Annotated in this window: 23 protein-coding genes and 1 tRNA gene; 10 read left to right on the top strand and 14 right to left on the bottom strand. The window is 70.6% G+C overall.

Going from position 1 to position 20286, the window contains the following annotated elements; genetic code table 11:
- Position 1: 1 nt before the first annotated feature.
- Positions 2 to 1225, bottom strand: coding sequence for an amidohydrolase family protein (locus BUB75_RS06940; RefSeq protein WP_073252997.1), 1224 nt, complete (start codon positions 1223 to 1225; stop codon positions 2 to 4).
- Positions 1226 to 1294: 69 nt separating this feature from the next.
- Between BUB75_RS06940 and BUB75_RS06935 the strand changes: the two genes are divergently transcribed.
- Positions 1295 to 1792, top strand: coding sequence for a MarR family winged helix-turn-helix transcriptional regulator (locus BUB75_RS06935; RefSeq protein ID WP_073252994.1), 498 nt, complete (start codon positions 1295 to 1297; stop codon positions 1790 to 1792).
- On the opposite strand, the gene BUB75_RS06930 is transcribed toward BUB75_RS06935, so the two are convergent.
- Both BUB75_RS06930 and BUB75_RS06925 read right to left on the bottom strand, forming a co-directional pair.
- Entirely contained in the window at positions 1793 to 2548 is a 756-nt protein-coding gene (locus BUB75_RS06930; RefSeq protein ID WP_073252991.1) for an SDR family NAD(P)-dependent oxidoreductase, read from the bottom strand.
- Between the two features lie 35 nt (positions 2549 to 2583).
- Positions 2584 to 3423, bottom strand: coding sequence for a helix-turn-helix transcriptional regulator (locus BUB75_RS06925; protein ID WP_073252988.1), 840 nt, complete (start codon positions 3421 to 3423; stop codon positions 2584 to 2586).
- A gap of 182 nt (positions 3424 to 3605) precedes the next feature.
- Between BUB75_RS06925 and sigK the strand changes: the two genes are divergently transcribed.
- Complete coding sequence (gene sigK / locus BUB75_RS06920; protein ID WP_218617347.1) at positions 3606 to 4211, top strand: ECF RNA polymerase sigma factor SigK; 606 nt, start codon at positions 3606 to 3608, stop codon at positions 4209 to 4211.
- Positions 4208 to 4927, top strand: a complete 720-nt coding sequence (locus BUB75_RS06915) for an anti-sigma factor (protein ID WP_073252986.1) — start codon at positions 4208 to 4210, stop codon at positions 4925 to 4927. The genes sigK and BUB75_RS06915 overlap by 4 nt, the downstream gene beginning before the upstream one ends.
- Positions 4928 to 4973: 46 nt before the next feature.
- On the opposite strand, the gene BUB75_RS06910 is transcribed toward BUB75_RS06915, so the two are convergent.
- Complete coding sequence (locus BUB75_RS06910) at positions 4974 to 5951, bottom strand: phenylacetaldoxime dehydratase family protein (protein ID WP_073255059.1); 978 nt, start codon at positions 5949 to 5951, stop codon at positions 4974 to 4976.
- A gap of 116 nt (positions 5952 to 6067) precedes the next feature.
- Here BUB75_RS06910 and BUB75_RS06905 point away from each other — a divergent pair, with 116 nt between their 5' ends.
- Genes BUB75_RS06905 through BUB75_RS06895 form a run of 3 tightly spaced genes read left to right on the top strand, consistent with a single transcriptional unit; the run spans position 6068 to position 7858 of the window.
- The gene (locus BUB75_RS06905) at positions 6068 to 7000 is read left to right on the top strand and encodes an AraC-like ligand-binding domain-containing protein (protein ID WP_073252983.1); all 933 of its coding nucleotides are present in this window, start codon (positions 6068 to 6070) and stop codon (positions 6998 to 7000) included.
- Positions 6997 to 7560 (top strand): rhomboid family intramembrane serine protease, encoded by a 564-nt coding sequence (locus BUB75_RS06900; protein WP_073252980.1) that lies wholly within the window; start codon positions 6997 to 6999, stop codon positions 7558 to 7560. Before BUB75_RS06905 ends, BUB75_RS06900 begins: the two co-directional genes overlap by 4 nt.
- Entirely contained in the window at positions 7532 to 7858 is a 327-nt protein-coding gene (locus tag BUB75_RS06895) for an MmcQ/YjbR family DNA-binding protein (RefSeq protein WP_073255056.1), read from the top strand. Before BUB75_RS06900 ends, BUB75_RS06895 begins: the two co-directional genes overlap by 29 nt.
- Here BUB75_RS06895 and BUB75_RS06890 read toward each other — a convergent pair.
- From BUB75_RS06890 to BUB75_RS06860, 7 genes are all read right to left on the bottom strand, one after another.
- On the bottom strand, positions 7855 to 9933 hold the full coding sequence (locus tag BUB75_RS06890; RefSeq protein ID WP_073252977.1) for a xanthine dehydrogenase family protein molybdopterin-binding subunit: 2079 nt from the start codon (positions 9931 to 9933) through the stop codon (positions 7855 to 7857). The genes BUB75_RS06895 and BUB75_RS06890 overlap by 4 nt on opposite strands.
- Positions 9930 to 10907, bottom strand: a complete 978-nt coding sequence (locus BUB75_RS06885) for an FAD binding domain-containing protein (RefSeq protein ID WP_073252973.1) — start codon at positions 10905 to 10907, stop codon at positions 9930 to 9932. The genes BUB75_RS06890 and BUB75_RS06885 overlap by 4 nt, the downstream gene beginning before the upstream one ends.
- Positions 10904 to 11407, bottom strand: coding sequence for a 2Fe-2S iron-sulfur cluster-binding protein (locus BUB75_RS06880; protein ID WP_073252970.1), 504 nt, complete (start codon positions 11405 to 11407; stop codon positions 10904 to 10906). The genes BUB75_RS06885 and BUB75_RS06880 overlap by 4 nt, the downstream gene beginning before the upstream one ends.
- 28 nt (positions 11408 to 11435) lie before the next feature.
- A complete protein-coding gene (gene ppk2, locus BUB75_RS06875; RefSeq protein WP_073252967.1) occupies positions 11436 to 12269 on the bottom strand; it encodes a polyphosphate kinase 2 in 834 nt (277 codons plus the stop codon).
- A gap of 4 nt (positions 12270 to 12273) precedes the next feature.
- Entirely contained in the window at positions 12274 to 13239 is a 966-nt protein-coding gene (locus BUB75_RS06870) for a 2-hydroxyacid dehydrogenase (protein WP_073252964.1), read from the bottom strand.
- Positions 13240 to 13255: 16 nt separating this feature from the next.
- Entirely contained in the window at positions 13256 to 16264 is a 3009-nt protein-coding gene (locus tag BUB75_RS06865; protein WP_073252959.1) for a DUF4062 domain-containing protein, read from the bottom strand.
- Between the two features lie 138 nt (positions 16265 to 16402).
- Complete coding sequence (locus BUB75_RS06860) at positions 16403 to 16978, bottom strand: TIGR03086 family metal-binding protein (protein WP_073252956.1); 576 nt, start codon at positions 16976 to 16978, stop codon at positions 16403 to 16405.
- A 60-nt stretch (positions 16979 to 17038) separates the two neighbouring features.
- On the opposite strand from BUB75_RS06860, the gene BUB75_RS06855 reads away from it, so the two are divergent.
- Positions 17039 to 17797, top strand: coding sequence for a helix-turn-helix domain-containing protein (locus BUB75_RS06855; protein ID WP_084740383.1), 759 nt, complete (start codon positions 17039 to 17041; stop codon positions 17795 to 17797).
- Here BUB75_RS06855 and BUB75_RS06850 read toward each other — a convergent pair.
- A complete protein-coding gene (locus tag BUB75_RS06850; protein ID WP_073252952.1) occupies positions 17769 to 18317 on the bottom strand; it encodes a flavoprotein in 549 nt (182 codons plus the stop codon). The two genes, BUB75_RS06855 and BUB75_RS06850, sit on opposite strands and share 29 nt — an antisense overlap.
- A gap of 23 nt (positions 18318 to 18340) precedes the next feature.
- Here BUB75_RS06850 and BUB75_RS06845 point away from each other — a divergent pair, with 23 nt between their 5' ends.
- The 3 genes from BUB75_RS06845 to BUB75_RS46115 all read left to right on the top strand — a co-directional run bounded on the left by BUB75_RS06845 (position 18341) and on the right by BUB75_RS46115 (position 19636).
- On the top strand, positions 18341 to 18787 hold the full coding sequence (locus BUB75_RS06845; protein ID WP_073252949.1) for an EVE domain-containing protein: 447 nt from the start codon (positions 18341 to 18343) through the stop codon (positions 18785 to 18787).
- Positions 18788 to 18972: 185 nt separating this feature from the next.
- Positions 18973 to 19485, top strand: coding sequence for an RNA polymerase sigma factor (locus BUB75_RS06840; RefSeq protein ID WP_073252944.1), 513 nt, complete (start codon positions 18973 to 18975; stop codon positions 19483 to 19485).
- Positions 19475 to 19636: a hypothetical protein gene (locus BUB75_RS46115; RefSeq protein ID WP_178379790.1), complete on the top strand. Its 162-nt coding sequence runs from the start codon at positions 19475 to 19477 to the stop codon at positions 19634 to 19636. The genes BUB75_RS06840 and BUB75_RS46115 overlap by 11 nt, the downstream gene beginning before the upstream one ends.
- Here BUB75_RS46115 and BUB75_RS06835 read toward each other — a convergent pair.
- A complete protein-coding gene (locus BUB75_RS06835) occupies positions 19625 to 19858 on the bottom strand; it encodes a hypothetical protein (RefSeq protein WP_073252940.1) in 234 nt (77 codons plus the stop codon). The two genes, BUB75_RS46115 and BUB75_RS06835, sit on opposite strands and share 12 nt — an antisense overlap.
- 120 nt (positions 19859 to 19978) lie before the next feature.
- Positions 19979 to 20048, bottom strand: a tRNA-OTHER gene (locus tag BUB75_RS46110).
- Between the last annotated feature and the right edge of the window lie 238 nt (positions 20049 to 20286).

The raw sequence follows: 20286 nt of genomic DNA, 5'->3' as shown, positions 1-20286 counted from the left end.
CTCAGCCGTGCAGCGCGCGGCGGGCCAGCGCGTCGCCGGCCGCGCGCAGGGCCGCCAGGTCGTGGTCGACCAGGTGGCCGTCCCGCTTCACGACCCGGCCGTCGACCAGCACCGTCCGGACGTTCGCCGGCCCGAGCGCGGTGACGACCGCTCCAGCGACGCTGCCGCTCCCGGTCAGGTGGGCCAGACCGTCGAGCAGGACGACGTCCGCCCGGCGGCCGACCGTGAGCGTGCCGACCTGCTCGCCGAGCCCGATCGCCCGTGCGCTGTCGCTGGTGACCGCCGGGAGGAAGCGCGCCGCAGGCACGAGCGTGCCGGTGCGCAGCCGCTCGGTGCGCAGCGTGTCGCGGAGCGGCTCGAACAGGTCGGGTGCGGCGTTCACGACGACGTCGACGCCGAGCCCGGCCCGGCCGCCGGCGTCGCGGAACCGTCCGTACGGCGACCCGCCGTGCCCCATAGTGGCCTCCACGACCGGCGTGATCGTCACGCCCGCTCCGGCCGCGACCAGCCGGGCGGCGTCCGCGTCGGTCATCGCGTTCAGGTGGACGAGGTGCAGGTCGGGGCCGAGTAACCCGGCGGCCTCCAGCAGGTCGACGGCACCGCCGGGACCACCCGCGGCGTGAAACGACACGGTGAGGTCCAGCTCGCGTCCCAGCTCCAGGTGGCGGACCACCGCGTCCCAGTCGTCGTACTCCGGTCCCAGGATCGCCAGCCCTCCGGTGACCCGCCCCGTGAGCTTCGCCAGCCGCCGGACGTCGTCCGTGCGGTCGGGCGAGCCGGACGCGACGACCGCGCGGACACCGGCGGCCGTGTACGCGTCGACGACCGCGTCGGTGTGCTCGGCGGACACCGTCGTGTTGCTCCAGTCGAACAGCGACGTGATCCCGGCGTCGAGTGCTTCCACCGCCCCGAGCAGCGCCGCCGCGCGCGCGTCCTCGGGGCCGTAGGCGGAGAGCACGCGGCCCTGCACCACGCGGAGGTACTCGGTCAGCGCCATGTCGGCGCCGATGCCGCGGAGCGGTGCCTGCCAGACGTGCCGGTGGCCGTCGACCAGGCCCGGTATCGCGACCAGGCCGTCCGCGTCGATCACGTCCGCGTCGGACGGCGCTTCGATCCCGGGACCGCGCGCGGTGATCACACCGTCCTCGATCAGCACGGTCGCCGAGGGCAGTTCGAGGCTGTCGTCGCCGGGGACGACGTGGGCGTTGAGAATCGCGGTGCGCACAGATGCCTCCCTAGAAAGCTTTTCACAAAGCTATCGAGAAAGCTTTTTGGGCGCAAGTACGATGAGCGGGTGAGCAAGGACTTCGCCGACCTCGTCGTCGAGACCTGGGCGCAGGAGCTGCCCGGCGTCGTCGGCGACGAGCTGGCGCTGGCGAAACGCGCCTCCCGGGTGTCGGGCCTGCTCGCCGAGCGGGTGGACGCCGAACTCGCGCGGATGGGTCTCACCAAGGCGGAGTACGAGATCCTCGCGGTGCTCCGGTCGGCGGGCGAACCGTACCGGCTGCGCCCGTCCGACCTGGCCAAGCGTCTGATGCTGTCGTCCGGGGGCACCAGCAACCTGCTGCGGCGGCTCACCGCCGCCGAGCTGGTCGACCGCGACCCCGACCCGGACGACGCCCGCAGCTCGTGGGTCGCGCTGACCCCGCACGGCGTGAAGACCGCGGAGGAGGCGGTGCGGGCGGCGTCGAAGGCCCAGGCCGCGCTGCTGCGCTCGGTGCCCGCGGAGACCACCGCCGAGGCGATCCGGGCGCTGCGGGCCCTGCTGATCGCGCTCGGCGATACGCCCTGATCAGATCAACGTGCCGCCGGAGACCTCCAGGCGCTGGTTCGTGACGAACGCGTTGCGGTCGCCGAGCAGCGACGCGATGACGCCGCCGACGTCGTCCGGCTCGCCGATCCGGCCGAGCGCGTTCTCGCTGCCGAGGTGCTCCCGCAGCCCCGGGGTGTCCCGGACCACTCCGCCGCCGAAGTCGGTCGCGGTCACTCCCGGCGCGACGACGTTCGCGGTGATCCCGCGCGGCCCGAGCTCCTTCGCGAGGTAGTGCGTCAGCACCTCGACCGCGCCCTTCATCGCCGCGTACGCGGCGTACCCCGGGCGGGTGAAGCGCGTCAGGCCGGTCGAGATGTTGACGATCCGGCCGCCGTCGGCGAGCACCGGCAGCAACTGCTGGGTGAGGAAGAACAACCCTCGGAAGTGGACGTTCAGCAGCTCGTCGAAGACCTCGACCGTGGTCTCGGCGAACGAGCCGGCGAGCCCGACGCCGGCGTTGTTGACCAGGTAGTCGAACGTGTCCCGGCCCCACTGCTCGGCCAGCGCCGTCCGGACCTGAGCGACGAAGGCGGCGTGGTCGGCGAGCACACCGACGTCGAGCCGGAGCGCGACCGCGGTGCGGCCGAGCTTCGTCACCTCGTCGACGACGTCCTGCGCCTCCTGGGCGTTGGTGCGGTACGTGAGGATCAGGTCGACGCCGTCTTCGGCGAGGCGGAGTGCGGTGTTGCGGCCGAGGCCACGGTTCGCGCCGGTCACGAGGGCGATTTTGGACATGGCTGTCTCCATTCACGGTGCGAAAAGGGAAAACTTCAGACGTCGACGCGGTCGCCGAGGACCGAGAGGAGCTGCAATTTCTCGTAGCTCTCGGTGCCCGGCGGTGCGGTGAACACCAGGAGGGTCTGCGACTGGTCCGGGTCGACGAGCGTCTGGCAGTGCAGTTCGAGGACGCCCAGCTCGGGGTGGCTGATGCGCTTGTACTCGGGGTGGGCGGCGCTGATGTCGTGCTCGGCCCAGACCTCGGCGAACTCGGGGCTGGCGGTCAGCAGCGCATTCACGATCGCCGCGGACCGGGAGCCCTTGCCCTCGAGCAGGTAGGCCTCCCGCAGCTTCGCGGTGAACGCGCGACCGTGGATCGGGTGGTCCTCGGCCGGGTAGACGGCCCGCGACGCCGGGTCGGTGTACCAGCGGTAGACCGTGCTGCGGGCCATGCCGGTGAACCGTGTCTGGTCACCGAGCAGCGCCTTCGCCATCCGGGTCTGGCGCAGCGTCTCGCCGAGGCGGGTGATGACCTGCGCCGGGGTGTCGTCGAGCCGGTCGAGGATCCGCATCATCCCCGGGTTGAGGTGGTCGGTGCGCAGGGCGCGCTGCGGAGCGGAGTACCCGGCGATGCGGAACAGGTGGTCCCGCTCGTCGAGCGAGAGGTGCAGTCCGCGGGCGATCGCCGCGAGCATCTGCTCCGACGGGTTCGGGCCGCGCTGCTGCTCGATCCGGGTGTAGTAGTCGGCCGACATGCCGCACAGCGTGGCGACCTCCTCGCGGCGGAGCCCGCCGGTGCGGCGCCGCGGTCCGCGGGGGAGCCCGACGTCCTCCGGCTGGAGAGCCTGGCGCCGCGAGCGGAGGAACTCCGCGAGCTGGGCCCGGTCCGCCATCGTGGTCCTCCTTCCGTCGTCGGTTCCCAGCATGACCCCGCGACCGTGGAACAGGTAGGACGCGTTGATCCGGGGATTATTTGTCCCTGGCTGAGCCCCAGTCCTCGGTTGGGACCCATCCGATCGGCCGTCGGCTGCGAATGTCCTTCGGGATCCCGGTCACCGAGGAGGCATCGCACGTCATGGATCGCTGGAAACGCAGTCGCGCCCCCGCGCAGCCGCCCGCGGGTGACGAGACCGGGAACGCCGACACGCTGGGGCTGCTCCTGACCGAGGTGGGCCGTGGCGACGACGAGGCGTTCGCCCGGCTGTACGACGAGGTCTCGCCGCGCGTCTACGGGCTGGTCCTGCGGGTGGTCCGGGATCCTTCCCAGGCCGAAGAGGTGACCCAGGAGGTGCTCGTCGAGGTCTGGCGCACGGCCACCCGGTTCGATTCGGCGCGCGGGACGGCGTCCGGATGGATTTTGACGTTGGCGCACCGGCGGGCGGTCGACCGGGTACGGGCCGCGCAAGCGGCGACCGACCGGGAGCGACGGACGTCGGTGCCGGAGGCACCGGCCTACGACGTGGTGGCCGACGAGGTCGCCGGGCGCCTGGAGCAGCAGCAGGTGCGGCGCTGTTTACGCGGGCTGACCGACGTGCAGCGGGAGGCGATCACGCTGGCCTACTACGGGGGCCGGACGTACCGCGAGGTGGCGGCGACGCTCGACCTCGCGCTGCCGACCGTGAAGACCCGCATGCGGGACGGCCTGATCCGGCTGCGCGACTGCCTGGGAGTGGGCCGATGAGCGAGCACCTGGAACTGCTGAACGGCGCGTATGTGCTCGATGCGGTGGACGACGTCGAGCGAGCCGCCGTCGAGCGGCACCTGCGCGGCTGCGAGCCGTGCGCGATCGAGGTGGCCGAATTCCGCGAAGCCGCGGCCCGGCTCGGCGTGGCGGAGGCCGTGGCGCCACCGCCCGACCTGCGCGGGCGGGTGCTGGCGCGGGCCAGAGCCACCCGGCAGAGCGCTGCCCCGGCGCTCCGGCCGCCGGCCCGGCCACGCCGGTTGGTGGTGGCAGCCGCGGCGGTCGCGGTGCTGGCCGGAACCGTCGGAACGACGTGGTGGGTGCAGGAGAACCGGGTCAGCGACGAGCGTGCCCGGGTCGTGGCGGCGCGGCAGGAGGCCGAGCGGACGCGATCGGTGCTGGCGGCGCCGGACGCGAAGCTCAAGGTGTCCACCGATGCCAGGGCCGGCCGGTTCACCGCCGTGTACTCGGCGGTCGAGGGAGCCGCGGTGCTGTCCTACGACGGCCTCGCCGATCCGCCCGCGGGCAAGACGTACCAGCTCTGGGAGATCATCGACGGCGCCCCACGGTCGCTCGAGGTGTTGCCCCCGAGCGCGCGGGGCGGATCGCGGGTGGTGGACGGCCTGGATCCGGTCGATCAGCTGGCGGTGAGCGTCGAGAACGAGGGGGGCGCCGCCCAGCCCACCGACATCTACGCGACGGTGGCGATGAATTGAATTCTTTTCGACCGACCCCTGCGGACGGCGCTCAGTCTGCAGAGCGTCATTCGAAGGCGGCGAGCAGGCCCGTTCCCGGACGGCAGTCCACGTACTCGAAGTACTGCTCGTCGGCGGTCGCCACCGAGACCTCGTGGTAGAGGCGCACGCGCGCGGCCGGGCCGACGGTGGTCAGGTACTTCATCGCGGCGCCGAAGATCGCGACGTGGGTCGGGTGCGATTCGGCCCAGCGCTCCAGCGCATCCAGGCTGCGCCACCAGCTCAGCCCGTAGCTGCGGTCGACCGGTGCCCCGTCCTCCAGCACGGTGACGTACCGGTTGCTGTAGCAGCCGATCGCACTGCCCTCGTCGCGGAGGTAGTCCATACCCGCCCGCAGGACCGGCTCGACGTCCCGCAGGTACAGCTCGCGCTCCTCGCCGTCGGTGTCGGCCCAGTCCTGACCGGAGCGGATCAGGCACAGCCCGTGCTGTGGCCGGACCCGCACCCGGCCGCCGTCGTGCTCGAGGGCCAGGCCACCCGCGGCTGCCATCGGATCGGTCTGGGAGAGCGGGATCCGATCCCGCATGCCGCCCCAGTACGCGTGCTCCTGCACCGGGCCGGAGAACTCGTCGGCGAGCACCGCGACGCCTTCCGGCCGGCCGAGCGAGGAGAACAGCGTCTCGTGTGCCTCGACGGTGGGGCGCAGGATCTCGACCCAGCGCCCGACGCCGGGCTCGCGGACGGCGTCTCCCAGCCACTCCGCGCGGTGGGCGGCGAACCAGCGGTCGAAGGCTGCCGGATCGTCCCAATATGCCGTGGCGATGAGGTCTTCGCCGCGGGCGTATTCGACGTGACCCGGGCCGTCCGGGCCGGGGAACGTGGCCGGCTCCGCCGCGCCCTGCACCCCGAAGTAGGCCATCACCACCTGCTTGACCGAAGGCGCCGGCCGGGCGACGAACGACGGGTACGGCGGTGCGTAGTCGTCGGGGATGCGACGAGTCCGGGTGCGGTCGGTGGTCAGGTGGGGAGGGATCGCCGACTCGATGCTCATGGGCACAGCGTGCGGCGGCGGATGAATGCCTGATGGTCCCTGTGTGTCATCTTTGTTGACTCTCTGATGCAGTCTTGAGCGCGCTGGGTTCCGTTCCTACCGTCGAAGTCATGGCGCGCGTTTTCACTACCGACGCGGTGGCCGCGCGCGAGCGGCTGGAGTACTGGAATGCGGTTGTGTCGGACGCGTATGTGCCGCTGCGGTGCCGAACGCCGGACAACAACGTGACCGGCTCGATCCGCGTCGACTCACTCGCCACGCTGGAGCTGTCGCTGGTGACGTCCACACCGCAGAACGTCGTGCGCTCCCCGTCGCTGATCGCCCGCTCCGCCGAGGACTACTTCCTGGTCAACATCCAGACCGAGGGCACCGGCCTGGTCAGTCAGGACGGTCGCACCGTCGAGTTACGACCCGGCGACTTCGCGCTCTACGACTCGACGCGGCCCTACGAGCTCGGGTTTCCCGGCGCGTTCCAGCAGTACGTGTTGATGCTGCCCGGCCCCGCGCTGCGGTCACAGCTCGGCGACCCGACCCGCCGCACGGCTCGGGGCGTGCGCGGTGCGCAGGGGGCCGGCCATCTGCTGATCGAGATGATCCGGACGCTCGCCGCCGACATCACCGTGCTCGAACCGGCCGCCGCCGTCGCGGTGGCCCGCGGCGTCGAGCACCTGGTCGTCGCCGGGCTGAGCGCACTGGCCGGCGACGCGCGGCCGGAACCGTCGGCGGCCACGCGTCGCGAGCAGGTCATGGCCTGCGCCCGGGCGCGGCTGCGCGATCCGGGCCTCACGGTCGCGTCGATCGCCGCCGAGCTGCACACCTCGGTGAGCACGCTGCACCGGGCGTTCGCGGGCGAGTCGTATTCGATCGCGGAGTGGATCTGGGTTCAGCGTCTGGAGCGGGTCCGCGCCGAGCTGCTCGACCCGGCGCAGCGCCACCGCACGATCAGCGACCTGGCGTTCGGCTGGGGATTTGTTGATGCTTCGCACTTCAGTCGCGCTTTTCGACAGCGGTACGGCTGCACTGCGCGAGAGTTGCGGGTGTGAAAACGTGGCTCACGTGGGTGGTGTTCGCCGTCACAACAGTGACCACCGCACTGGGGTACGCCGTTCCCGCCGTCGTCGACGCGCTGGCCAGGGATCCGGGGTTCTTCGACGGTGAGGTCTGGCGACTGGTGACGCCGATCCTGGTGAACCCGCAGGGCTGGGGCCAGATCTTCAACAACGGCATCGGGTTGCTGATCTTCGGGGCGCTCGTCGAGCAGGTCTACGGTCGGGCGCGCTGGCTCGTGCTGTACCTGACGGGCGGCGTCGTCGGCGAGGTCTACAGCTACGCGAGCGAGTACTACAACGCGGGCTCGTCGGTGGCGGTCGCCGGGCTGCTCGGGGGAGTCGCGGCGTGGCTTTTGGTCGGGCGGCCGGGGACGCCGTCCGCGATGCGCGCCGGGGCCGGTGCGTTGTTGGTGGGGGCGTTCGCGCTGGCGGTGAGCGGCGACAACCATGGCGCGCCGCTGCTGGCCGGTGCGGTGGTGGGTGGGGTCATGATTAGGTTTCCCCATGGGAGTGACCGTGGCGGAGATGCGCGCGCTGGCACTGGGGTTGCCTGAGGCGACCGAGGTCGAGGCATGGGGGCACCCGACGTTCCGGGTGCGCAACAAGATGTTCGCCACCTGCGCGTCGGACGACACCCCCGACCCCACCGCGTCGTTCAAGGCGACGCTGGAGGAGCAGGCGGAGCTGATCGCGTCCGAGCCCGACGCGTACAGCGTCCCCGCGTACGTCGGAAAGCACGGGTGGGTGCAGGTGCGGCTCGGCGCGGTCGGCGCCGACGTCCTGCGCGAACATCTCGTCGACGCCTGGCGCCGCATCGCCCCGAAGCGACTGGTGGCTTCGTCGGGGCTCTAGCACCCCAGGAGTTTGTCGAGGCGCACCGGGAGATCGCGGACGCGGACGCCGGTCGCGTGCCAGATCGCGTTGACGATCGCGGCCGGTGACCCGACGATGCCGATCTCGCCGATCCCCTTCACCCCGAGCGGGTTCACCGTCGGATCGTCCTCGTCGAGCCACGCCGCCTCGATCGACTCGACGTCGGCGTGCGCGGGCACGTGGTACTCGGCCAGGTCGTGGTTGACCCAGTCGCCGGTGGTGGCGTCCAGCACGCTCTCCTCGTGCAGCGCCATGCCCATCCCCATCGTCATGCCGCCGATGAACTGGCTGCGGGCGGTCCGCGGGTTGAGCACACGCCCGACCGCGTACATGCCGAACAGCCGCGACACCCGCACCTCACCGGTGTCCGCGTCCACCCGGACCTCCGCGAAGTGCGCCCCGAACGCGTGCTTCCCGGCGTCCTCGCGTGCCTTCACCGCGGGGCCGGCGTCGAACGTGGCGGTCAGCCCCTCCGGCGGAACGGGCTCGGTCAGCCGTTCGCGCAGGGCGCGGCACGCGCCGTCGACCGCCCAGCTCCAGGACGCGCTCCCCGACGACCCACCCGCGATCGACGCCTTCGGTAGCGCGCTGTCGCCGATCCGCACGGTCACCCGCTCCAGCGGGATCCCCAGTGCGTCCGCCGCGACCTGGTGCAGGATGGTGCGCGACCCGGTGCCGATGTCCACTGCGGCCACCGACACCTCCACGTTCCCATCCGGTTCGATCCGGGCCGACGCCGTCGATGGCATCACCATCGACGGGTAGATCGCGCCGGCGACACCGGTGCCGATCCACCAGTTGCCCTCCCGCCTCTGCCGCGGCCGGGGATCCCGCGACCCCCACCCGAAGCGGGCGGCGCCCTCCCGCAGGCACTCCACGTACTGACGGCTGCTGAACGGCGTACCGTCCTCCGGCTCGACGTCCGGCTCGTTGCGGATCCGCAGCTCGATCGGGTCGATCGCCAGCGACGCCGCGAGCTCGTCGATCGCGCACTCCAGCGCCACCATGCCCGGCGCCTCGCCGGGCGCGCGCATCCAGCGCGGCGTCGGCATGTCCAGCCGCGCCATCCGGTGCGACGTCCGGCGGTTCGGGGCCGCGTACAGGTGCCGGGTGACGACGGCCGTCGCCTCGGCGTACTCGTGCAGCGTCGACGTCTGCTGCACCACGTCGTGGGCGATCGCGGTCAGCACCCCGTCGGCGGTCGCACCGAGCCGCACCCGCTGGATGGTCGGCGTCCGGTGCCCGACCATCGTGAACAGCGCCTGCCGCGGCAGCGCCAGCCGCACCGGGATGTCGACCACTCGCGCGGCCATCGCGGCCAGGATCGCGTTCGGCCGCGCACTGCCCTTCGAGCCGAACCCGCCGCCGACGTGCTCGGCGACTACGTGCACCCGGGCGACGTCCAGACCGAAGACGCCCGCGACCTGCTTGGCGATCGCCGACGGGCCCTGGTTGGAGTCGTAGAGCACCAGGTCGTCGTCGACCCAGAACGCGGTCGTCGCGTGTGGCTCCATCGGCTGGTTGTGCAGCGCGGGCGTCCGGTACGTGACGTCGACGGTCGTCGCCGCCTCCCGGAGCGCGGCGTCCACGTCGCCCTGCGACGTGTCGGTCGGGTCACCCGTGTTGAGCTTCTCCGGCGTGTAGAGGTGCGGGTGGTCCGCCGCGAGTTCCGCGTCGTGCGTCTCTACCTCAATGCTCAGTCGGACGCTCTGCGCTGCGTGTCGTGCGGCTTCCAGCGTCCGGGCGACGACCAGCGCGACGACTTGCCCCCGGTAGCTGATCCGCGGCGACTGGAGTACCAGCAGTTCCGGGTCTCTGCTCTTCGCCAGCTTCGGCGCGTTGCCGTGCCAGAGCGTCGCGAGGACGTCCTCGTCGTCCGGGGCGTCGATGCCGGTGAGCGTGCCGCGCGGCACCGGCGACTGCACCACCCAGGCGTAGGCGACGTTCTCCACCGGGTACTCGACCGCGTACCGGGCGGCGCCGGTGACCTTCAGGGGGCCCTCGATCCGGGCGACCGGCGTGCCGATCGAACCGGTGCGGGTGGGGGTCGTCATCGCGGGCCTCCGGTGAGGTCGGTGAGGACCGCGGCGACGAGGTTGCGGATCAGCGTCACCTTGAAACCGTTGTCGCGCAGCGGCTCCGCGGCGGCCAGTTCGGCGTCGGCCGCGGCCAGGAACTCCTCCCGGGTCGCCGGGCGCCCACGCAGCTCCTCCTCGGCTCGGTGGGCCCGCCACGGCTTGTGCGCGATGGCGCCGAACGCGAGCCGGACGTCGTCCACGGTGCCGTCCGACCAGACCTTCACGGCTGCGGCCACCGAACCGACCGCGAACGCGTAGGACGCGCGGTCGCGGGCCTTGCGGTAAGCGCTGGGGTAGTTGTCGGGCAGCGGTGGGAGGTCCACGGCGGTGATCAGCTCGCCGCGGCCCAGGACGGTGTCGCGATGCGGCTCGTCACCGGGCAGGCGATGCAGCTGCTCGACCGGGACCGTGCGCTCGCCGTCCGGCCCGGTGATCCGGGCGACGGCGTCCAGCGCGACCAGCGCGACGGCGAGGTCCGACGGATGGGAGGCGACGCAGTGCTCGGACGCGCCGAGGATCGCCAGGTTGCGGTGGTCACCGTCGCGCGCCGGACAGCCGCTGCCCGGCGTCCGCTTGTTGCAGTTCTTCGTCGCATCCATGAAGTACCGGCAACGGGTGCGTTGGAGCAGGTTCCCGCCGGTCGTGGCCATGTTGCGCAGCTGACCGGACGCGCCGGAGAGCAGCGCCTGCCCGAGCACCGGGTAGTGCCGCCGCACGACCGGGTGTGCCGCGAGCTCGCTGTTCCGGACGCCGGCGCCGATCCGCAGGCCCCCGTCGGGCCGGCGGACGACGTCGTGCAGCGGCAGCCGGTTGATGTCGACGAGAGTGTCCGGCGTCTCGACGCCGAGCTTCATCAGGTCGACGAGGTTCGTGCCACCGGCCAGGAACGTGCCGTTCGCGGCGATGGCTTCGTCGATGTCGGTCGCCGAGCGGTAGGCGAACGTCTTCACCGGGCCGCCCCCAGGATCGCGTCGACGATGTTCGGGTAGGCGCCGCAGCGGCAGAGGTTCCCGCTCATCCGCTCCCGGACCTCCGCGCGGTCGAGGGCCGGCTCGCCGGTGCGGGTGACCGCGCTGGGCCAGCCCTGCGCGACCTCGTCGAGCATGCCGACGGCCGAGCAGACCTGGCCGGGCGTGCAGTAACCGCACTGGTAGGCGTCATGTTCGAGGAACTCCCGCTGCACGGGGTGCAAGTCGTCGCCGAGGCCTTCGACCGTCGTGATCAAGGCGTCCTGCTGGGAGATCGCCAGGATCAGGCAGCTGTTGACCCGGCGGCCGTCGAGCAGCACCGTGCAGGCGCCGCACTGACCGTGGTCGCAGCCCTTCTTGGCGCCGGTCAGCCCCAGGTGTTCGCGGAGCGCGTCGAGGACGGTGGTGCGTGGATCGACGGTCAGGTGGTGGGTGGTGCCGTTGACTGTCAGCGGGAAGGTCTCACGGGCAGAATCGGGCATAACGCCGACCTACCCGCGGCGGGGTCCGTTAACTCGTGAGAGTCGACGCGTGGTCCGGGACGAACCGCTGGGTGTCGCGCGGCGGACGCTTGTACCCGGACGACCTCGGACGCTTCGGCAGCGCGATGTCCGGCTCGTCGAGCTGCTCGTACGGCACCGTCGAGAGCAGGTGGGCGATCATGTTCAGCCGCGCGGAGCGCTTGTCGTCGCTCTCCACGACGTGCCACGGCGCCTCGGGGATGTCGGTGTGCACGAACATCTCGTCCTTGGCGCGGGAGTAGTCCTCCCAGCGGGCGATCGACTGCACGTCCATCGGCGAGAGCTTCCAGCGGCGCAGCGGGTCGGTGAGCCGGGACTCGAACCGGCGCTGCTGCTCGGCGTCGCTCACCGAGAACCAGTACTTGCGCAGCTCGATGCCGTCCTCGACGAGCATCCGCTCGAACAGCGGGCACTGGTGCAGGAAGCGGCGGTACTCGTCCTCCGTGCAGAAGCCCATCACCCGCTCGACGCCGGCCCGGTTGTACCAGGAACGGTCGAAGAGCACGGCCTCACCAGCGGTCGGCAGGTGCTGGATGTATCGCTGGAAGTACCACTGGCCCTTTTCCCGCTCGGTCGGCGCGGGCAGCGCGACCGTGCGCGCGTAGCGGGGGTTGAGGTACTGGCCGACACGGCTGATCGTGCCGCCCTTGCCCGCGGCATCGCGTCCTTCGAAGATCACGAGCAGCCGGGTGCCGGACTGGCGTAGCCAGGCCTGCATGGTCACCAGCTCGGTCTGCAAGCGGAGCAACTCGGCCTCGTACGGCTTCTTCGAAATCCGCGGAGGCCGGGTCGCTTCGTCGATGTCGGGGCTGCGCTTCGCCATCCGTTCACGGTACGGGGTTGCGCGGCGGATCTCCCGCGAGGACGGCGAGGATGTTGTCGACGGCCAGCGCGGTCATCGCCGCGCGGGTCTTCGCGGTGGCGCTCCCCACGTGCGGTGTCAGCACTGCGCGCGGACCGCAGGCGAGCAGATCGGGATGGACGTCAGGCTCGTTCTCGAACACGTCCAGCCCCGCGCCCGCGATCTGTCCGGACTGCAGCGCCGCCGCCAGGTCGACCTCGCTGACCAGCCCGCCCCGGCCGGTGTTGACCAGGATCGCGTTCGGCCGCATGAGGGACAGCGACTCCCGGTTGATCAGGTGCCGCGTCTCGTCGGTCAGCGGAGCGTGCAGGCTCACGACGTCCGACTGAGCTAGTAGTTGTTCGAGCGGGAGCCGCTCGGCGGCGAACCGCTCCTCGGCGGCCGAGTGCTGCGAGCGGGCGGTATACAGGATCTTCATCCCGAAGCCGAAGTGCGCGCGTTGCGCGACCGCCTCACCGATCCGGCCGAGGCCGACGATGCCGAGCGTAGCGCCGGAGATGTCGATGCCCATCGGTTCGTGCAGCAGCCGGAACGGCCCGGTGGTGCCGGAGCGGACCGTCGTGTCGGACTCGGGGATGTGCCTGGCGACCGCGAGCATCAGCGTCATCGCCAGGTCCGCGGTCGCGTCGGTCAGGACGTCCGGCGTGTGGGTCACGACAACGCCTGCTTCGGACGCCGCGCGCGCGTCGATGTTGTCGTAGCCGGTGGCGATCGTGGCGACGATCCGCAGCGACGTCTTCTCGAACACGTCGGCGGTGAGCCGGTCGGTGAGCTGGCTCAGCAGCGCGTCGGCGCCGTCGGTTGCTTTTCGCACCTCGTCCGCGGGGAGCCCGCGCGGCGAATCCAGCGCGACGACCTCGTGCCCTGCGGCCCGCAGCCGGTCGAGCGCTTCGGGGTGAACCGGTTGGGTGACGACGATCTTTGCTGCCATGCCACTTGCATACCAGCTACTCGTCAGCCCGCTCGGCGCGGAGTTGTTCGGAGACGGCGACGACGGCGTCCTCCCAGTCGAAACGTTCGTCTCTCGTGGGGTCGTAGGGCGGCAGATCGGGCCGCTGGACGCCGAGCTCGTCGAGCAGCGCGCCGACCTGGTCGAGCTCGAACCGGTGGACGAACGGTTCGCCCTCGCCCCAGGCCCACCGGTAGGCGGCCACGGCGTTGCGGGTCGCCTGGTCACGATTGCCGATGGCCCACCAGAGCCGGGCGAGGTCCAAGGACCGGCCGGGGTACTTCTTGGCGAGCCGACGGGCTTCCTCGTCGGCGTCGTCGAGGTCACCCGCGTGCAGGCGGGCGAGGGCGAGACGGAGCTCTGCGGTGGAATCGGACAGACCGGCCTCGTGGGCGAGCCGGATCGCTTCGCGGTAACTGTCCGCGGCCGACGCCCATTTCTGCTGTTGTGTCAGCCAGTCGCCGCGAAGCCGATGAAGTTCGCGGACGAGGATCCGGCTGCGTCCCTGCCTCGCCAGGCGCTCGGCCTGGGTCAAGAGGTCGTCGGTGAGACGTCCCCGGACGAACTGGAACTGGGCGTAACGCACCTCGGCAGAGCCCGGCCGGTAGCGGTTCCGCTGCCAATCCCTGCCCATCGGCGCGAGGGCCTCCCAGACGGCCAGCGCTTCGTCGACCTTGCCGAGCCACGCGAGGACCTCGAAGCGGTAGAAGCGCGCCATGAAGATGCCCTGTTCGTCGCCGACGGCCTCGTTCAGCCACAGCGACAGCACCGAGATTCGATCCGCCGCGGCACGCCGGCCCAAACCCCAGAGGCTGATCGTGACGTCGTCCAACGCCGTCGCCAGGTTGTGCCAGCTCCGGAGCCGGAGATTGATCTCGAGCCTTCGCTGGCAGAGTCGGAAAACGGCATTTCGCTCACCGAGTCCATTGAGTGCGATCGTTGCGGCGCTCAGCAGATACGATTCCCAGGCGTCTTCGATGTCCACCGGTTCCCAGTCGTGGGTGAAGAACGGGCGGACCAGCGCCAGCGTCTCGGCATAGGCTTCGAGATTGATCGCCAGCGCGGTCGACAGACGGTCGCGATACGCCGGATAGGCCTCCTTGGTTCGACCCATCCGGAGTAAGGTCTTCATCAATATCAACGCGTCCTGCAGGTCCTCCAAGGATTCGACTTCCTCGAACGGGTCCTGGCTGCGCTGTGAGAAATGGTCGACGACTCGCTGGCCGAGCTCATCGCGGTCGTCGGCGCGGAGGCTGCCGATCGTGACGCCGCGAACCACCGGATGCAGGTCGTAGCGTTTGACCTGCCGGTCGTACTGCAGCAAACCCCGCCGCTCGAGATCCCGCACCGTTTCGGCGAGCCGACTCGGCGCCGCGGAGACATCCGGCTCAGTGACCAGGAAATCGTACGGCGCCCACGGAGCGTGCGGGTTGAGCGCCAGCAAGGTCTCGTAGTCCACCGACTCCGGGAGAAGCGCGAGAACCGCGAGTAGCTGGCGACTCTTCTCGGGCAGGGTGTTCAGTGCCGATTCGAGAATGTGGTTGCGCTTCTGAATGAGGTCCAGATCGGCGAGATCCAGCCGTCCGCCGTAGCCGGGATCTTCGGCCCACGCGTCGAAATTTCCGCGGTCGGGCAGGTAATCGTTGATGACCAGCCCGCCGATGATGCCGGTCACCAGCGGATGACAGTCGCAGTGCCGCTGCAAATAGGTGCGGATGCCGTGCGAGTCGCCGCGAACCCCGCAGGCGCGCAGCAGCTGCTCGGCGTCGGGCGGACGCAGGCCCGGAAGACGTTCGTGCAGCACACCCGGGATCGGCTGCCCCGACGGGTTGAGCAGGACGCGCGGCAGCAGCCGGGACGTGATCAGGATCTTCGACGGTGCGGCGCCGGCCAGGTAGCGCAGCAGGTCGTCGTCCTCGGTGCGGATGGCCGCGCACGGATCCCGCTCCGCGATCTCGTCGCTGGACCCGGCGTCCTCGTCGGCGATCTGCGCCGCGTCGTACCGGTGGTAGGCGACCAGCACCCGTTCCAACCCGTCCAGGACCAGCAGCCACGGGCGCGCCTGGAGGTGGTGCCGGAGCAGCTCGCTCAACTCCCGCTGCCGCTTCTTGCGGAACGCGTCCACCGGCTGGCCGGTCATGTACGCGAGCGCTCGCCGGCAGAAGTCGGACATCACGGCACCCTTCTCGTAGAAGGAGTACCAGAAGCGCCCGGCCCAATCGTCCCGGGCAGCGCTCGCGTGCCGCGTCGTCCATTCCCAGGTCAGCATGCTCTTGCCCGCGCCACCGATCGCCTCGAACAGCAGCACCGGGTGCGGATGTGATGCGGACGCCCAGTCGTTGAGCGTGGTCAGCTGCGCGTTTCGTCCGACGAAGTCGTGCGAGCCGATGTAACGGGGCTCGGCATAAAGGTCGGGCGGGCGCGGAATTCGGTCGTCCGTATTCGCCGGGGCTTCCTCCACGCCGGTCGTCGGGTGAAGCAGGCGATGCAGCGTCGCGGCGGACTGGACGGCTCGCGTTTCGAACTCCTCAACGCTGCTGAACGTCGCGTAGACCCGCTCGGCCGATCCGTCGCTCGCACGCTTGGCGTCCGCGCGGAACGCGGCGAGTTTGAGCATCTTTTCAGGATCGGTCTCCACTGCGCCGCGCGTAACGCGGTGGTCGTCGGTCATGACAAAGAGCAAAATCGGTCGGCCGAGTCGCCGGGCTTCGCGAAACTCGAGTTCGGTCAACGAAAGGCGATCCGGATTGGCGGAAGTGTCCGGAATGGTCCCGTATCGATGGCTGATGATCGCCGCATAGGCCGCGGCCTCGCGCACTTTCCGTAGCGACGAGTCAATAACGGTTCCGGCCGGCAGCGCTGCGTCGTTCTCCATGGCCACCGGGAACATGCCCTGCCCCTGAATGGCCCTCATCAGAGCTTCGCGATGTTCCGTCAAATCGTCGAAGGTGCTGGACACCATCACGCCCCGGTAGTGAAGGGGCGCTTGATTCGCGTCGTCGATCATCGCTCACTGCCGCAGTGGGGAAAGGACTTCCACTGTAGGTGAGGAGTGTCTTTCCCCGCAGCGATCGACGGTTCGGCCGAGCCTTTCCGGCCTTTCGGCCGCGGTCGCGTCAGGCCTTGCGGGGAGGGGCGCCGACGGTCAGGGCTTCCAGGCCGGGTCGCGGCCGGTGAGGCCGAGGAGACGGTCGAGCCACGGCGCGTCGGCCGGCACCGGCACCTCCGGTCCGTAGATGCCCATCTGCCTGCCCTGCTCGGCGGTCGCGGCCGCGCCGTCGTGGATGGCGCGCAGCACGTCGTCGTCCCAGCGCGGTGACTGCCCGGTGGCGCGGCCGAGGTCCCATCCGTGCACGACCAGCTCGCCCAGCGTCATCCCGCCGATCATCGGCGCGGGCAGCTTCATCGGGCCGCCCATCTGCGTCACGCCTTCCCAGGCGTCCGGCGTGCTCCAGGCCGTCACGAGCTCGTCGAGATGGGCCTCCAGTGACTTGGCCCAGTCTCCGGCGGTCAGGTCGGCGTCCTGCTCGCTGGGCGCCGGCGGCGGGACGGACTCCTTGCGCGCCGCGCCGACCAGCGACGGCCCCCAGAACAGCAGGTGGTTGACGAGCGCCCGGACGTCGTATTCGCTGCACGGCGTCGCGGCGCCGAGCTGATCCGGCCGGATCCCGCGGATGACGTCGATGGTGGGCTGAGCGGTCGTCGCGACGATCGTGTGCATGCCTCGACGCTAGGGTCGCTGGTCAGCGGTGTCTTGAAGAAACGCGACTAGCATTCGTGCGTGGACACCCGTGGGCTCCGCGGCGGCTGGGCGGACTTCCAGCGCCACTGGTACGGGCAGCCATCGGCGGATCTCGCGCCGTTCGTCCAGCACTACTGGGTCGTGCATTGGGACCTCCGCGGCCAGGAGCCGTTCCGGCAACTGCTGCCGCCGGGCGTCAACGTCCACCTGTCGTTCGTCGACGACCAGCCGGGTACCGTCCGTGGGCCGATGCGCTCGTTCTCGCATCGCACCCTGGAGGGCGCGGGCCGAGTGCTCGGGGTGGCGTTCCGGCCCGGGTGCTTCCGCCCTTTCCTCGGCCACCCGGTCTCCGACCTGGTCGATCGCGCGGTTCCCGCGCGGTCGGTCTTCGGCCGCGACCTGTCACTTACTGACGAAACTGCCCTGGTGGACGCCGTGGAGAGCTTCCTCCGCGCCGACCTGCCGCCCGTCGATCCGGCCGCCGACTCGGCAGCGGACGCGGTCGCGTTGATCGCGGCGGAACCGGCCGTCACTCGCGTGGACCAGCTGGCCGACCGGCTCGGGGTCGGCGTCCGCCAGCTGCAGCGATTGTTCGTGGAGTACGTCGGGGTGGGGCCGAAGTGGTGCATCCGCCGGTACCGGATCGCCGAGGTGACCGCCCGCCTGGCCGCCGGGGCGGTCGTCGACTGGGCGAGCCTCGCCGCCGAGCTGGGCTACGCCGATCAGGCGCACTTCAGCCGGGACTTCACCGCGATCCTCGGCGAACCACCTACCCGGTACGCGCTGCGGTATCCGTGAACAGCCACGCCGGGTCGAACGTCCGGGCGTTGTCGTCGCCGGTGCCCGCGTCGACCGGCTGCGGGTCGCCGGTCCGTCCGGTGCGGACGTCGACGAACGTCACCCCGGCGGAGCTCAGCGTCGCCAGGTGCCCGGCCCAGGCCGGGTGACCCCAGAGCGCGTCGCTCACCATCGGGACGATCGTCAGCGGGGTACCGCTCGCCAGCGCCTCGCAGACCAGGCCGGCGGCATAGTTGTCCATGATTCCGGTGGCCAGCTTGTTGATCGAGTTGAACGTCCCCGGGCAGACGACGACGCGCCCCGGCGTGGGAAACCGCTTCGGCTCGCCCGGACGCCGCTGCTCGACCAGCGGCGCGAACCCGGTGACCCGCTCGACCGCGGCGGCGTCCACCCAGTTCATCGCCGAGGCGGTGGCGACGACGCGGACGCGCCAGTGCAGTTCGGCTGCCGCTGCTGCCACGTCGTGGACGCGCGCGGCCAGCGGAGCACCGCAGGCGACCAGCGCAAGGTAGTCACTCACGGATCGAAGGGTACGGTTCGGCGGTGGGACGCACGGTGACCACCGAGAACCTCGGCGCATGGGTCCTGAAGGGCAACGCCGACCACGTCGATCTGGCTGGCCGATTCGCGGTCGCGCCCGGCGTCGATCAGTGGTGTGTGCGGGCGGGTTACCGCGCTCGGCTGATGCAGGCCGGCCAGCCGGTGGTGTTCTGGGCCAGCGGCCGTCGGGCGGGCGTCTGGGGCATCGGGCGACTGACCGGTCCGGCCGAGGCTCACGTTGACGGCGGCCTGCACGTGCCGCTGGACCTCACGATCGCGCCGGAGCCGCTGCGGGTGCCGCGAGCGGCGTTGCGGGACGATCCGCGGCTCGCCGACACCGAGGTCTTCCGCCAACCGCAAGCGTCCAACCCGTCGTTCCTCACCGTCGAGCAGTTCGACGCCGTTCTGTCGTACTGGACGCAGATGGGTTTGCACGCTCGCAGGGGCTGACGACACTCACAGTCGTAGCTGTGCTACGGGTGGTGTGTCGGAGGGGTGCTCACCAGCCTGGCGCTTTTCCGGCGGCGATGCTGTCGCGGTCCACGCTCGAGGGGGGCTCGAGTGCGTGACGGCGGAGTCCCGGAGAGGCGCCCGTCATTGGCATGTCCGCCCCTCACAGGAAGGCTCTGCCTCCGATGTCTGAGAACAAGGCTGGCTTCGAGGACTACTTCCGTCGCGACTTCGTACCGCTGACCCGGTGGATGATCTTCTCGGGCGCGACCATGGCCGAGGCCCAAGATGCCATCCAGGTGGCGATGCTGGCCGCCTACGGGTGCTGGGCGGCGATCGACGCGCCGCGGGCGTTCGTGCGGACCGTGGCGCTGCGCCACTTCCGCAAGGAGCGCGCCCGCGCACAACGCGCGCAGGACGCCGCCGCGCACGTCAGCGAGCTCTACGCGACGCCGCACTTCGAGTTCCGCGCCGAGGTGGAGACGGTGCGGAGGGCGCTCGCCGCGCTCCCCGCCGCGCAGCGCCACGCGATCGCGCTGACCATCGACGGCTACAGCCCGGCCGAGATAGCCGGCATCCTGGCGCAACCGGCTGCCACCGTTCGCTCGAATCTCCGCCACGCGCGCAAGGCGCTCCGCCGCCAGCTCGGCCGTGGTTATGACCGTGTCATACGAGAGGAGGCGCACGATGGTCCCTGACGAGGACTCGACTCTGAGTGCGTCGTTGCAACGAGCAGCAGCGTCCGCGGACGTGACGCTGAGCGCTGCGGTCGACGTGGAGCAACGCCTGCGAGACTTCTACGAGTGGATGGGAAGCGACCTCCCCCGCGAGAAGCCCCTACTCGGATAAGTCGCCGTCCAGGAAGTGCTCGGCGAGGTCCGGCCGGCCGCGCAGGCACTGGATGCTGGTCAGCTGCCGGAGCAGAAGCTCGGCCTCGGCCGGCAGGTCCTCGCAGGTCTGGTTGCGGGCCGCGGCCAGGATCGTGAGCTGTGTGCCTTCGGTGGCCCTGTTCCACTCCTCGTGGAACTGCTCGGCGATCCTGACGACCTCGAGAGTCAGCGCGTAGTCCATGTCCGTCCCCTGGTGGGTTGCTACCGGGACAGAGCACGCGGAGCGCCGGTTGATACCTCACCCGCCGTCGGATGCTGGACCTCGCCGTGGGTGGGGCGCACGGGGCCTCGCGAGAAGTTGTGCCCTCGGGCAGATTCGAACTGCCGACACCCGCTTTAGGAGCGGACGTCGCTTCCTCGCACGAAAGGGCCGCTGACCTGCTCTTTGCCGTACTGCAGAAGGTGTCACAGGTCAACTTGCACGTGTATCGCACGTACAGCCCTCGTTGGTCGCCCTCTACGGCTGCTGCGCCGGTACGGTCAGAGCAGGCGGGAAATCGGTCGCGCCACGCACTGAGCCTTTTTCAACCTCTGTCCACTGAGGTCAGGGCGGTGGGATGACGCGAAGGAGCCCCTGGTAGGACGGGCGATTGCTGAAGTCGTTCCGCC

It is taken from the genome of Cryptosporangium aurantiacum (genome assembly GCF_900143005.1).
GTDB lineage: Bacteria > Actinomycetota > Actinomycetes > Mycobacteriales > Cryptosporangiaceae > Cryptosporangium > Cryptosporangium aurantiacum.
The sequence above is the reverse complement of the archived record's forward strand: the minus strand, read 5'-3'. Positions and strand labels throughout refer to the sequence as shown.